The organism is Zunongwangia sp. SCSIO 43204 (genome assembly GCF_019904275.1).
Taxonomy (GTDB): Bacteria; Bacteroidota; Bacteroidia; order Flavobacteriales; family Flavobacteriaceae; genus Zunongwangia; species Zunongwangia mangrovi.
Genome location: NZ_CP063204.1, coordinates 914,914 through 929,542, shown reverse-complemented (window position 1 = coordinate 929,542; position 14,629 = coordinate 914,914). Strand labels below are relative to the sequence as shown.

The window sequence follows — 14,629 nt, the reverse complement described above, 5'->3', positions numbered from 1 at the left end:
TTTTTTTTGAATTTTTATATTTTACTCAGTTCTTAGTGATTTTACCGGATTTTGCAATGCAGCTTTTACCGTTCTAAAGCTTATGGTGGCCACAGCAATTAAGAGCGATAATATTCCAGAAGCGATAAAGAACCAGGCGCTTAGTTCAATTCTAAACACATAATTTTGTAACCACTCATTGGTAAAATACCAGGCAATAGGTGTTGCGATCACAAAAGCAATTCCTACCAGGATTAAAAAATCTTTGGTTAATAGCAAGGTGATATTGGTTACTCCCGCACCAACAATTTTTCGAACACCAATTTCTTTGGTTCGTTGGGTAACCACTAAGATCGACATAGCAAAAAGCCCGATACAACTAAGAACGATAGCGATTATCGATCCGCTGGTGATCATGCTGGTTAGTCGTTTTTCATTTCTAAAGGTTCGGTCTATATTTTCATCCAGGAAAGACGCAGCAAATTCGGCATTAGGTTCGATATTCGCCCAGGCTTTCTCTATCGCATCATAACTTTGCGAAGCCGTATTTGGAGCAACTTTTAGATAAGCATAATAAAGATCCCAGTTTGGATCTACAGAAATGGTAAGTGGCGCAATTTCTCTATTTAGATCCTGAAAGTTATAATCTTTAAGCACCCCGATAATCTTATAATTTCGGCTACCTTCAATTGGGATTTATCTTATTTAATGGCTCTTCTTCCTGAAGCAGTTTCGCCATCTTCTCGTTGATGATAATGCTAAGACTATCTGTGGCAAAACTTCGGCTAAAATCACGGCCTTCTTTCAGTTTAAGATCTAAGGTTTTAATGTAATCGTAATCTACCGCAAGTACGTTAGTATTAATATTTCTGCCCTGATATTCAAATCCCATTTGGCTTTCAAAACGAGAACCTGTGGCATCGATTCCTAAAATGTTATCGGCACCACTAATGTTCAGGATATTTGGATTATCCTGAAGTTCATTCCGCAGTAATTTTAAAGATTCTCTGGCCGATTTTTTACCGTTTAACGGAAATGCGATCACCTGTTCTTTATTGAATCCCAGATTTTTATTCTGCATAAAATGCAATTGCTGCCACAATACTAAAGTTCCTGTAACCAGAAGAATAGCGATGCTAAACTGAAAAACCATCAGCACGTTTCGCAATCTATTTTTACCACTCATATCTAGTTTTCCTTTTAAAGACTGAATGGTTTTTAATTTTGAAAGCAACAAGGCGGGATATCCACCGGCGATTAATGTGATTACTGCCAGGATAAGTAGAAAGCCCAAAATCATCGACGGATTTATAATGCTACTGAATTCAGCCGGAATTCTAAATAGCGACTGAAAAGGATCGGCGATCAACAGACTTATCAATAAACCTATAATTGCTGAAGAAAGAAAAATGAACACACTTTCTGCCCAAAATTGAATAAAAAGCTGACTCTTTGCAGCGCCCAGCGTTTTGCGCATTCCAATTTCTTTAAGGCGTTTTGTGCTTCGGGCAACGCTCATATTAATAAAGTTTACGCTAGCAATTAGGATAATTAGCATGCCTATCCCAAAGATCAGGTAAGGGTAACTTCTGGAAACTTCAAAAAGATGATCTTTAAGTTTTACAAAATGCCAATCTGTTATCGACATTAATTTTAGTTTTTTATAATTTCCTTCAGCATTAGGTTGTGCGCCATCACGCTGGGCATCGTCGATATCTCCTTTAAAGTGAAGATTGGTGAATTTTTGAGCATTTTTTTCAAAATCGGCTACATCAACACCATTTTCTAATTGTACATAAACATGATGATTTCTATTTCCCCATTCGGTTATATTTTCCTGATAATAGGGGGTATTTTCTATAGAAATTGCAAGGTTAAAGCCATCAGTTGTATTTTTTGGCAGATCTTTTAGCACGGCGGTAACTACAAAAGGTTTGAGTTCGCCTTCTACCTGAATATCGAAAGTTTGTCCGATAACATTTGTTTCTCCAAAAATTTTCTCGGCAGTTTCAACGGTCACAACAACCGAGTTTTGATGTTCTAAAGGATCATTTTTCTTTCCGTAGAGCATAGGAAAAGAAAACATTTTAAAATAATCATTGTCTAAAAACGCTAAATCCAGCAATAATTCTTTCTCTCCTTTTTTTACCAGATTATAGCCTTCGCGATAACGGCTGGTATATTTAACACCGGGAACTTCTTCTTTTAGAGTAGGTGCCATGGCGAGTGGCTGCGTTATAGTTGCTTTTGCGCCCTCTGGGTTTTGTGAAATAAAATAAGAGATAAATAAACGGTCCTTATTCTCATGAAAATTATCGAAAGAAAGTTCGTAAATCGAAGCAATACTTAATAGTATCGCTGCAGCAAAAGCGATAGATAATCCAAGAATATTAAGCCCTGTAAAGGTTTTGTCTTTGATGAGATTTCGCCATGCGATTTTGATATAGTTTTTAAACATGATGTGTTGTTTTTCTAGCTATTGATAGATGAGGTTTTATTCTGTTCTTAAAGATTTGACGGGATTGGTGATTGCAGCTTTTATAGCCTGGAAACTAACTGTTAAGAGAGCAATACTTATTGCGGCAATGCCGGCAAAAACAAATACCCAGGCGTTAATAGAAATTCGGTAGGCAAATCCCTGCAACCAGATGTGCATAATATACCAGGCTAATGGAATTGCAATTAAAATGGCTAACAGTACCAGTGCTATAAAATCTTTAGATAATAGGCCTACAATACCAGCTACACTAGAACCTAATACTTTCCGTACTCCTATTTCCTTACGTCGTTGTTGTGCAGTATAGGCTGATAGTCCAAAAAGGCCCAAACATGATATTAGAATAGCCAGTAGGGCAAAAATGCGCGAAAGGTTACCTATAAGTTGTTCATTTTTAAAGCGCGCATTAAATGCATCATCAACAAACCGGTGTTCAAAAGGATAGCCGGGATTATAGGCTTCTAAGTAGTTTTCTACAGTATTTAAAATTTCAGTTATGGCATACTTTGGATTAGTTTTTAAATACATGTATTGCGTTTCAGGCGGATAGTTAAAAAACATCACAGGATCACTGGTGCCGTACATATCACCATATAAATAATCATTCGTAATACCTATAACTGTGTATATATCTCCATATCGGTCTATTGTCTTTCCCAAGGCACTACCTTTTCCCATCAATTTGGCGAATGATTCGGTAATAATCACATGTGAACTATCTTGTGTAATTACAGAACTGAAGTTTCGGCCTTCAAGTAATTTTATCCCTGCTGTCTTTAAATATTCGTCATTTATATAGCGGTACGAAACGAGTACATCCTCTGTATTACTAACGCCTTGCCATCTTAGGCCCGAACCATTATTTCCTGCAGAAAGTATGTTTGAATTTGACAATCCCACACTGCTAATCATTCTTGTATTCTTTAAACTTTCTGCTAATGCATTCCGATTTTTTATCAAATCACCATTTATGGGTATTTCAACTAGATTATCCTTACTCAGTCCTAAATCCCTGTTCTTAACGTGTTGTACCTGCTGGTATACCAGTATTGTACTTATGATGAAAATGATAGAAACTACAAATTGCGTAACCACCAGACCTTTACGTACAAAACCCGCTTGTTTTGTCTGAACTCGATTGCCTTTAAGGACATCAATAGGTTTGAATGAAGAGAGGTAAAATGCTGGATATAGACCTGCTAATATGCCACAGGTAAACGTTATTGTCAGAAGTGAAAGCAAGTGTACTGGCGCAAATAGATTTAATAATAGTTGTTTATCTATAAGCGCATTAAATGCCGGCAAAATAAGACTTAAAGTCAGAATGCTTACTGCTGCGGCTAATAAGGCAGTCAGTAAAGCTTCCGTTATAAACTGAAAAATCAGCTGCTTCTTGTCTGAACCCAAAGTTTTGCGTACACCAACTTCATTAGCCCGTTTCTCGCTCCGGGCAGTTGACAAATTCATAAAATTAATACAGCCAATTATTAAAATGATCAGCGCAATAAAGCTAAACAATCTCACATATTCTATGCGTCCTCCCACGACCTTACCATCTTTAAAGTCTGATTGTAGATGCCAGTTTTTTGCAGAATGTAAAATTGCCTGGGTATGTTTTTCACCGGTCTTAGCTGGTAAAATCTGTTTTACTTTTTCATTAACAGCATTGTAATCGGCACCTTGCGAGAGCTTAACCAAGGTCTCCGTAAAATTGCTGCCATATTCCTGAGTCCAGGGTTTATCGTACGTAAAATTCTCAAAAGGTACAAGCCAGTTAAAGTAGTAAGTCGTATTTTTTGGAAGGTCCTCAACTACACCGGTTATTTTAAAATTATCCTTCTTATTTACACGAATGATTTTTCCTAATAGATTGGTAGGATTTTCAAAAAGAATATCAGCCACAGTTTTTGTGATTACGATACCTTTTTTCAATTTAAAGGCTTGTGCAGGATTACCCTCAATAAATTTCAGATCATATATATCCAAAAAGTCTGCATCAACGTAAGATCCGGTACTGGTAACTGAAGAGTTATTTACGCTAAACAAAAAATCGGCATGACGAAAACGTGCTGCTTTGGTTATTTCTGGAATTTCAGCCTTTAAATCTGCCGCCAAAGGACCTGGAGTCGCCTGAAAAAATGTGCGTAATTGGCCGTCGTATTTTTGATTGGTGGGTACAGCGTAAACAAGTTCTTGATTTGAAACAATAGTATCAAAGCTCATCTCATCTTCTACCCATAGGAGGATTAAGCTTGCACAGGTGATACCTATTGCCAGCCCGAAGATATTAAGTGCGCTATACCCCTTATTTTTCCAAAGCTTTCTAATGGCGTTTTTGATATAGTTTTTAAACATGATGTGTTGATTTTGATTGATTACAAACCTCACAGGTTTTTAAAACCTGTGAGGTTTAGTTTATTCTGTCCTTAGGCTTTTTACCGGATTTCGCAAAGCGGCTTTTATACTTTTAAAACTTATAGTGATTAATGCGATTGCCAAAGTGATGATCGCGGCCATTAAAAATTGCCAAACGCTTAAATCTATTCTATAGGCAAAATCCTGTAGCCATTGATGCATAAAATAGTAGCCAATAGGGAAAGCAATTAGAAACGCTATAAAGATCAATTTGATGAAGTCTTTAGCGAGCATTCCTACGATCTCGCTAACATTGGCGCCTAAAACTTTTCGAATTCCTATTTCTTTAAAGCGCTGTTCTGTTGCGAAAGTGATTAGGCCAAATAAACCAAGACAGGCCACAAATATGGTTAGCAGGGTAAAAATGCTAAGAATTGTACCCATTTGTTGCTCCTTGCTATAGGTTTGCGAAAATGCCTCGTCTAAAAATGAATACGAAAAATCTTCATTTTCGTTGAAATTGGACCATTTTTCTTCAGCAAAATTTAAAACCGAAGCAATATTGGCATTTTTCGTTTTTAAGATTAATCCGCCGTAAGGATTATAGGCTAAAACCAAAGGATCGATCTCGTGATGTAAAGATTTAAAATGAAAGTTTTTAATAACACCAATCACGGTAAACTCTTCATTTTCGGGATCTGCTGCACGTTTAAAGGTTTTTCCGATAGGATGATCACCCAGATCTAAGATTTTAGCGGCTTCTTCATTGATAATCGCCTTATTTGCTTCATTTTTTAATTCCGAAGAAAAATTTCGCCCTTCAATAAGTTCTAATCCCAGGGTTGCGATGTAATCTTCATCGACGTCATAAAAGAAAAACTTCCGTAGATATTCGTTATTCTTAAAAATACCCCGCAAATGATCATCGGTTTCCCCGGCAGGCACATAAGCCGACTGGCTAACACTGGCGATATTGGGGTTTTTTAGCAGTTCTTTTTTATAAGACTGTACTTTGGTGCTGCCCATTCTGTACGCATCCCTTAGTACGATCACCTGTTCTTTATCGTAGCCCAGTTTTTTATGCTGAATAAATTGCATTTGCTTATAAACAACAATGGTGGCAAGAATAAGCGATGCCGAGATCACAAACTGAAACACCACCATACCACTGCGCAAATTATTTCTTTTTCCAGAGGCTGAAATTTTGTTTTTTATGGCCAGTAAAGGTTTAAAAGAAGAAAGCACAAAGGCCGGATAAGCGCCTGAAAAAAGACTCACCAAAACAACGAAACTCAGCAATAGTAAAACGCTTTTTAAACTGACTAAATTCAGCAACTTCAGCTCTTTTCCTGCCAGGCTATTAAAGTAGGGCAAAACCAGGGCGATCAAGCCTACAGCGAGTATGATAGCGAAAAGCGTGGTAATAAAAGATTCGGTTAAAAACTGGGTAATCAATTGTTTTTTAGCTGAACCTAAAACTTTACGAATCCCAACTTCACGACTGCGTTTTGTAGCAGTTGCTGTAGCCAGATTCATAAAATTGATGCAAGCAATAAGCAGCATAAAAATGGCAATGGCACTAAAAATATATACGTATTTAATATCTCCGGAAGCAGATATCTCGGTATTTGGTGCAAAATCTGAGTGTAAATGAATAGCAGTTAGTGGCTGAAGAAATAGTCCTATTTTGTTATTCTTCTGAAATTCTTCATAAGAAATCCCAATAGCCTGCTGCACCTGTTCTCCCATATACTTTTTCATTAGCGCTGGGATTTGATTTTCGATAGCGCTAAGTTGGGTTTCAGGTTCAAGGAGTAAATAGGTAGCAAAACCAGAAGTAACCCATAAATTAGAATTTGCACGCTCGTTATGATGCATAGGAATAAAAACATCCATTTGTAGATGGGTGTTATGCGGCATATCCTGAAGGATAGCGGTAACTTCAAGATCTACTTCTAAGTCTGGAACCGTAATGCGTTTTCCTATTGGGTTCTCGTTACCAAAATATTTTTTAGCTTCAGAGGAAGTCAGCACTACACTATTTGGATTTTCAAAGGGTGATTTTGTATCTCCTTTAAGGAATTTAAGATCAAAAACATCAAAGAAATTAGGATCTACATAAGCTGCTTTTATATTTTCAAAAGAGGTGTTGTTATACCGAATTACGGGATTATAGACTTTACTTAATCGTGTAGCGTCTTTTACCTGCGGAAGATCTTCTTTAAAAGTTTTGGCGATGGGAGCAGCCACTACTGCTTCTTTAAGTTCTTCGCCATTTACGTTACCACGAAGCACCACCCGGGCAATATTATCGGCATTGTCATAAAATCGATCGTAACTCAGTTCATCCCAAACATAGATCGCGATTAAAATACAGCTGGCCATTCCGATAGCAAGACCACCGCAATTCAGAAAAAATGAAGACTTATTCTTAAAAAGATTCCTCCAGGCTATTTTGATGTGATTTTTAAACATGATGATGTGTTTTTTGATTGAATGAATTATTCTGTTTTTAAGCTTTTTGCGGGATTGATAACTGCTTTTTTAGCAGATTGAATTCCCACAGTTAACATAGCGATACCTATTACTACGGAAGCTGCAAGCCCAAAGATCCACCATTTTATTTCTATGCGATGCGCATAATCCTGAAGCCATTCCTGCATTGCATACCAACCAATTGGGATAGCGATAATAAGTGCTACAGCAATGGTTTTTAAAAAGTCTTTAGAGAATAGCATCACAATAGATTGTACCGAAGCGCCAAGCACTTTCCGAATCCCTATTTCTTTTACACGCTGCTCGGTTACCTGAACGATCAATCCGAAAACACCTAAGGCCGCCAGGAATAAACTCAGCGCACTAAAGAAGCTGAAGAATTGTAAAAGCTTGGTCTCAGCTTCATATTGTTTTTGCAATAGGTCTGAAACATTATTGATTTCCAGAAGCTTATAAGGATAAAATTCTTGCCATAATTCGTTGATTTTGGCTCTGACTTTTGTCTCAGATCCGGGTTTGATGCGCATGAGTAGGCTTCCGCGATCTGGATTTTTATCAGCTTGAATCACGACTGGTTTTGCGCTGGTTCTAAGATTTTCATTATTAAAATTGCTTACAATACCAACAGGCGTTGCTTCCAAATCTTTATTAGCGACATTTAACTGATCAACTTTTAGAAGTTTTGCAGCCTGAGCGGTAATTAGAGATGGCCTTTTCTCCAACTCAGCTTTTTTGACCGAATCCATTTCAAAATAATAACTTTGTGCGAGGGCATCACCTCCAAAATCATTGCTCAAAAATCTTCCTTTTTCAATTTCTAGCCCTAAAGTTTCAGCTAGGTCGGTATCGGCGAACATATACCAGATCTCTACTTCATCACCAGTTTTGTCCGGACTTTCAATTCTTCGATTCATACTTCCGCCGCCACCAGAGGGAATCCAGGAAGAAATACTCGCATTTTCTACAAACGGACTTTTAAGTAATTCGTTTTTAAAACTCTCGCCTTTATTCTGCCAGGTCGAATATTTTATGCTTAGAAGATTGGAAGTATCGAACCCAATATCTTTAGATTTTAAAAGTGTTACTTGTTGGTTAACTACGATCATAGCGATGAGTACAACCAGTGATATTGAAAACTGAAAGACCACAAGCCCTTTTCTCACAAACTGAGTTTGGCCTGTAGCATTAGATCTAAATTTCTTGCGCAATGAAGCCAAAGGATTTATTCTTGAGATCAACAACGCAGGATATAAGCCCGTTAGAACACTTAAGGCGAAAATTGATGAAATGGCACCTAAAAATAATGTCGCAGAATTGCTAAAAGTAAGCGCCAAAGGATGACCGATATAACTTACGATGCCAGGTAAACTCAGCTGATAGATCGCAAAAGCAAGAATGCCAGAAATAAGAAAAAACAATCCAGATTCTGCCAAATATTGAGATATAAGCTGAAGCCGATCTGCTCCTAAAACCTTTCTAACACCAGTCTCCTGCATTTTGTGAGAAGCTCTGGCTGTAGTTAGGTTGACATAATTGATGCAGGCGATAACCAATAATAAAATCGCTATCGCACCCAAAATATAAAGTTTTTGGGCACTTCCTTTATAGATCTGGTTGCCAGCAAAATCAGATCTTAGATAAATATCCTTTAAAGGCTGTAACTCAAATTTATCTGGATGTTCCGCTTCGGTATAATTTGAATACCAATTATTGTATTTTGTCTCAAACCTTGTTTTATCCACATCGTTTTTCAGACTTACATAATAGGTTTGAAAAAACCCAAACTGCTTCTTATTAAGCACCTCTGTTCTGGGTTTATGCAGATAAAGCACCTGCCCTCTTAAATGTGTATTTTCCGGAATATCTTTGAAAATCCCCGTGATAAGATACTCGTTAGGCTCATTGCTGTAAGAAGGAAGATCTTTAATGGTCTCACCCACCGGGTTTCTACCCTTAAAAAATCTTTTTACCAAGGATTCTGAAATGATAATATTTGAAGTTCCTTCAACCAAATTTTCAGGATTCCCTGAAGTGATCTCAATATCAAACATCTCCAGAAATGAAGGGTTGGTGTAGATCACCTTGGTTTTTGTGCCTTCGCCCTGAATATTTCTAAAACTAAAATTGGTGTCAAATTGTTCGATGGTGGTAATCGCCTCCACTTCCGGGAAATCTTTTAAAGCAGTATTAGTTCCCGATAGTGCATAATCTCCTTTTTCTAAAAGTTCTCCATCGCGAGTATTTATAGTATTCAGCCTAAAAATCTGGTCTTTTTTTGTCCAAAAGCTATCATAAGAAGATTCATCGATCACTACAGTGGTCACGGCTAGACAGGCAGCTAAGCCAATCGTTAATCCAATAATATTGATTAACGAATAGGTGCTGTTTTTAAGCAGATTCCGCCAGGCGATTTTGATATAGTTTTTAAACATGGTGTACTGTTTTAAAGATGGAAGAATAGTCCCAAACCTCACAGGTTTTTAAAACCTGTGAGGTTTTTGATATGCTGCTATTTTCTAAAATCTTTTTCATAACATTAATATTCCCCCTTCGGGGGTTAGGGGGATTCTATTCTGTTTTGATGTTTTTAACCGGATTTGAAAGTGCTGCTTTTATAGCCTGTGAGCTTACGGTTACTAAGGCGATAAGTAAAGTTAGTATCCCTGCGCTAGCAAAAATCCACCAGTCGAGATTTGTTTTGTAAGCAAAATTCTGTAGCCAGAATTGCATCAAATACCAGCCAACAGGAATGGCGATAATGCACGAAATAGCAATCAATTTTAAAAAGTCTTTAGAAAGTAGTGAGGTGATTTGTGCTACTGAAGCTCCTAAAACTTTACGAATACCTATTTCACGTTTTTTAAGTTGTGCAGTATAGGTGCTTAGCCCAAATAGGCCTAAGCATGAAACGAAAATGGCCAAAATCGAGAAAATCCTGAAGAGTTTTCCTGTTCTTATATCATTGCGATACATGGTTTCGTATTGCTTATCCAAAAACGAATAACTAAAAGGAAAACCAGGATTGTAGGTGTTCCAAGTTTCTTCAATTGCAGCCATACTTGCTGAAATATCGCCATCTGTGGTTTTTATGTAAATACGATAAGGATCGGGATCGTAATACATCACGGCAGGTTCAATTTTCTTTTTCATCGACGTAAAGTTGAAATCCTTTACAACCCCGGCGATGGTGCCTTTGGTTTCCCAAAGTTCAAAAGATTTACCAATTGGGTTTTCGATTCCCGCTTGTTTTACGGCAGTTTCATTCAGTATAAAATGTAAAGAATCATCAGAGCGACCTTTAAAATTTTCACCGGCTACCAGTTGCATTTTCATCATTGGGATAAAATCTTCATCCACACCAATAGGGTTTACAATAAAGTCACTTTGTGGATCTTTGCCGTCCCAATAGGTGTCTCCGGTAGTCATTCCATTATCTATAATGTTATTATTGCTAAATGAAACCGAGGCGATATTGGGTAAATTCCTTACCTGATTTACGATAGCTTCTTTATGCGATCGCATTTCCTTAGGCATAGAAAAATGAAGCACTTGTGAGCGATCGTAACCGGGATTTTTACTGGTAATAAAATCCAGTTGTTTCCCAATAATTATGGTGCTTATAATTAGAATTACTGAAAATGAAAACTGAAGACAAACCAAAACTTTTCTAAAACTTCCGGCGCCAACACCGGTAATCACGTTTCCTTTGATAGCTTCAAGGGGTTTGAAAGAAGACAATAAAATTGCCGGATAAATGGAAGAAGCAACTAATGTTGAAATAAATACGGAACCAATCATTTCCCATAACTCTGTATCAAGAAAATTGAAGTCAATATTTTTTCCTGAAACCGAATTAAAAGAAGGGGCTAATAAATAGATTAACCCCATCGCTAAGACAATCGCTAATAAAAAGAAAATACACGATTCAATTATAAACTGTATAAAAAGTTGCTTTCTATCTGCACCAATTAATTTGCGAAGGCTTACTTCTTTGGCTCTTTGTATCCATCTTGCGGTATTTAGGTTTACATAGTTAATACAGGCAATACAAAGAATCAAAACCAAAACGATCCCGAAGATGCGTACTGTTTTAATTTGGGTAGGTTCACCGCCATAACTGTATAAATTCATTTCTTGGAAAGCCTGTAAATAATAGGCATCCTGAGTATCAGACTGGATAGCATTTCTGTCTTTTGCTTTCTGAATTTTGTTAAGTTTCTGAACTACTTTTTCTTGGGAAGCATTCTTTTTTAATTTTAGAAACGTAAGGAAATTGAAGTTTCCCCAATCCGTATCCATAGATTCCCAATATCCGTTACCATCATATTCATTAGAGAAAATAGAAATAGGGAAGAACAGTTCGTAATCTAAACTCGAATTATTAGGAAGATCTTCTATAATACCGGTTACGGTAAAATGTTCTTTATAATCGGCAGCGATGGTTTTACCAATAGCTTCTGTAGTTCCAAAATATTTTTGGGCTGCTTTTTTGGTAATGATTACCGAATTATTTCCTGAAAAAGGAGAAGAAGCGTCTCCTTCAATGAATTTTAAATCGAAAAAATTAAAAAATTCGGGATCTACAAGCGCTCCGCCTCTGGCTTCAAATTTATTAGAAGAACTGCTAAAAATTCGGTAGCCATAAAAATCCCTAAGTCTAATGGCATCTTCGACTTCTGGAACTTCTCTTTTTGCGTAATAAGCAACCGGTCCTACAGAGACACCCCAGGTTTGTGAATTTTCACCACTGCTTAGAATACTGGAAACTCTATAAATACGTTTAGCGTCGCCAATTTCATTATAACTTAATTCAGAATTAATCCATACTGCGATAAAAATAGCAACACAAAGACCCAGCGATAACCCCAGTAAACTTAGACCATTATAGAACTTGGATTTCCACAAGTTTCTCCAGGCTGATTTTAGATGAATTTTGAACATATTTTTTATTTAGATAATGATTGATGTATTCCGAATTTTTTGAAAAATGATGCTTGAAATTTCCTCTTTTGATGATAAGGGAAAACCGAATTTTGTTCTTTGATTTTGATTGATAAATGACCCCGAAAAATCGCTAATGTTGATATTCTGCAAGTATATTTTCGGTAACTTTTTGTCCGTCTAACATTCTGATGATTCGATGGCTGTATTTAGCGTCGTGTTCGCTGTGCGTTACCATGATGATAGTGGTTCCGGCAGCATTAAGTTCGGTTAGTAGATCCATAACTTCGTTCCCGTTACTACTATCCAGGTTTCCGGTAGGTTCATCTGCAAGAATAAGTTTAGGATTATTCACTACTGCACGAGCAACGGCAACACGCTGTTGTTGCCCACCCGATAATTGCTGCGGAAAATGCTTTCTACGATGCATAATTTGCATTTTCTCTAAAACTTCGTGCACACGTTCTTTACGTTCTGCCGGTTTTACGCCGGTATAAATAAGTGGCAGTTCTACGTTTTCGAAAACGCTAAGCTCGTCGATGAGGTTAAAGCTTTGGAATACAAACCCAATATTGTGCTTTCTAAGGTTCGCTCTTTTTCGCTCATTAAATCCGGCAACTTCGATACCGTTAAAAATATAACTGCCGCCATCGGGATCGTCTAAAAGCCCTAAAATATTTAATAAAGTAGATTTTCCGCAACCCGATGGTCCCATGACCGAGACGAATTCTCCTTCCTTTACCTCAAAAGAAAGCTTATTAATGGCGATGGTCTGTACTTCGTCTGTACGATAAAACTTTTCGAGAGCTGTTATTTTTATCATGATGAATGTTTTTTGTCTGTTTTGTTGCTGAAATAATTATGCTTAAAATTATAGAATTTAGTCTTTTAGTACGAGTTCCTGAATATCTTCGTAATTGCTATAGCTTGAGGTGATCACCTGGTCGCCAGGTTCTAATCCTGAAAGAACTTCGTAATATTCGGTGTTTTGGCTACCTAGCTGAATATCGGTTTTGTAAGCAATACTACCATCTTCACTTACTTTAAAGATCCAGTTTCCACCGGTTTCCTGAAAAAATCCTCCCTTCGGAATTAGCACTGCTTCTTTTTCCTGACTCAGCGCTACTCGAATTTGCAGTGTTTGGCCTCTTCTAATTTTCTCCGGCGCTTCTTCTAGAAAGGTCATGTCTACCTGAAATCTTCCGTTAGCCACCTGTGTGTAAACTTTCTTGATTTCCAGCGTATATTTTTTTTCGTCGAAATTAAAGCTTCCCTGTTGCCCGGCGTAAATTCGCGAGATGTAATGTTCATCTACATCTACACGAACTTTGTATCCGCTAATCACATCGATTTGTCCCAGGCGTTCACCTTTCGATTTCGATTGTCCAATTTCAGCATCTAAGGAAGTCAGTTGCCCATCAACCGGAGCCCGTACTACAAGATCTTCTACTTTTTTGCGCATCAGCTCTAAAGCTTTTCTGGTTTTTTCGTAAGATTCTCTTGCCTGTACATTTTCCTGTTTAGAAGAAATTGAATCCTGCTGTAAAACTCTTTCGGTTAAAGCCAAACGATCTTTTTGATATGAATAATTGTTTTTAGTTTCCAGGTATTCCTGTTCAGCAACCGCTCCTTTGTCGAACAATTTTTTATTCAGTTTATATCTTCTCTCGGCTTCTCTTAGGCTACTTTTTACTTCGGTAAGTTGATTGAGTTTATTGATCGTATTTTCTCTGGATGCATTTTGCGTGCGTTGCATTTGGGTAAGTAGATTGTATACCTGGGTTTCCTGATTTACTAAACTCAATTCCAAATCGGTATTCGATAATCTAAGGATAGGTTCTCCTTTTTTCATCATCGCGCCATCTTCGGCAAGTTTTTCTTCAACACGGCCACCTTCTAAAGCATCAAGATAAATTGTGGTGATTGGCATTACCACTCCGTTTACCGGAATATTTTCCTGAAAGATGTCTTTTTTAACGGTATTAATACTGATGCGTTCTTTTTCAACATTAAGTTTGGTGCTGCCGCTTGATGAAAGTAAAACAAAAACGATAAGGCCAATTAAAAGCGCACCACCAATGATCATGGCTATTCTTTTAGGTGTAAATCGTTTCTTTTCTATAGGTATATCCATTTTTGATTGATGTTGTCTAATTGATATTGGTTGTTATTTGATACTTTTTTCTGAATTGAAAATTTTCACATTCTCTTAAAACTAGGTTATAATGATGCCAAAAACATAAAATACTGTAATTCAGTAACTTGAATTATTTTTGAAATTAAAAAGTGTTCGGTTTTAATACACTATCTGTTCGAAAACAAAACAAATTCGTGAGATGTTAAATTTCTGAAGCCATTTTT

At 37.1% G+C, this 14,629-nt stretch carries 8 protein-coding genes; all 8 read right to left on the bottom strand.

Going from position 1 to position 14,629, the window contains the following annotated elements; translation table 11 throughout:
* Positions 1–21 precede the first annotated feature (21 nt).
* The 8 genes from INR75_RS20390 to INR75_RS04110 all read right to left on the bottom strand — a co-directional run bounded on the left by INR75_RS20390 (position 22) and on the right by INR75_RS04110 (position 14,402).
* Positions 22–636, bottom strand: a complete 615-nt coding sequence (locus INR75_RS20390) for an ABC transporter permease (protein WP_255584638.1) — start codon at positions 634–636, stop codon at positions 22–24.
* A gap of 28 nt (positions 637–664) precedes the next feature.
* Positions 665–2,437 carry an ABC transporter permease gene (locus tag INR75_RS04140; RefSeq protein ID WP_255584637.1) on the bottom strand — a complete coding sequence of 591 codons (1,773 nt, stop codon included), beginning with the start codon at positions 2,435–2,437 and terminating at the stop codon, positions 665–667.
* A 36-nt stretch (positions 2,438–2,473) separates the two neighbouring features.
* Positions 2,474–4,831, bottom strand: coding sequence for an ABC transporter permease (locus tag INR75_RS04135; RefSeq protein WP_223090889.1), 2,358 nt, complete (start codon positions 4,829–4,831; stop codon positions 2,474–2,476).
* Between the two features lie 60 nt (positions 4,832–4,891).
* Complete coding sequence (locus INR75_RS04130; RefSeq protein ID WP_223090888.1) at positions 4,892–7,306, bottom strand: ABC transporter permease; 2,415 nt, start codon at positions 7,304–7,306, stop codon at positions 4,892–4,894.
* 26 nt (positions 7,307–7,332) lie between these two features.
* Positions 7,333–9,759 carry an ABC transporter permease gene (locus tag INR75_RS04125; RefSeq protein ID WP_223090887.1) on the bottom strand — a complete coding sequence of 809 codons (2,427 nt, stop codon included), beginning with the start codon at positions 9,757–9,759 and terminating at the stop codon, positions 7,333–7,335.
* 136 nt (positions 9,760–9,895) lie between these two features.
* Positions 9,896–12,268 carry an ABC transporter permease gene (locus tag INR75_RS04120; RefSeq protein ID WP_223090886.1) on the bottom strand — a complete coding sequence of 791 codons (2,373 nt, stop codon included), beginning with the start codon at positions 12,266–12,268 and terminating at the stop codon, positions 9,896–9,898.
* Between the two features lie 133 nt (positions 12,269–12,401).
* Positions 12,402–13,091 (bottom strand): ABC transporter ATP-binding protein, encoded by a 690-nt coding sequence (locus INR75_RS04115; RefSeq protein ID WP_223090885.1) that lies wholly within the window; start codon positions 13,089–13,091, stop codon positions 12,402–12,404.
* A 57-nt stretch (positions 13,092–13,148) separates the two neighbouring features.
* Positions 13,149–14,402, bottom strand: a complete 1,254-nt coding sequence (locus INR75_RS04110) for an efflux RND transporter periplasmic adaptor subunit (RefSeq protein ID WP_223090884.1) — start codon at positions 14,400–14,402, stop codon at positions 13,149–13,151.
* Between the last annotated feature and the right edge of the window lie 227 nt (positions 14,403–14,629).